The organism is Streptomyces flavovariabilis (assembly GCF_000725785.1).
In the GTDB taxonomy this organism is placed as follows: domain Bacteria; phylum Actinomycetota; class Actinomycetes; order Streptomycetales; family Streptomycetaceae; genus Streptomyces; species Streptomyces hawaiiensis.
This window is the reverse complement of sequence record NZ_JNXD01000119.1, coordinates 1-251: the sequence shown is the minus strand read 5'-3', so window position 1 is coordinate 251 and position 251 is coordinate 1. Positions and strand designations below refer to the sequence as shown.

General features: G+C 72.1%; 1 pseudogene. It reads left to right on the top strand.

Annotated features, from left to right (window positions below):
* Window positions 1-251: pseudogene (locus IO24_RS0140180) on the top strand (alkaline shock response membrane anchor protein AmaP); the annotation flags it as partial.

Sequence of the window (251 nt, the reverse complement as noted above, 5' to 3'; positions counted from 1 at the left end):
CTTCCGCGGGCCGGACGATGTGGTGCTGGGCACCGAGGGACGCACCCGGTGGCGGGAAGAGGGCTGGTGGTGGCCGACCGTGATCGCGGTGCTCGCCGTGCTGCCGGCTCTGCTGCTGTGGTGGCTCTTCGCACAGCGCAGACACCGCCTGAGCCAGGTTCTCGTCGACAGCGAAGACGGCGCGGCGGCCCGACTCGACGGCCGCACGCTGGAGGACGTCATCGAGGAAGAGGCGCAGGCCCTGGACGGGG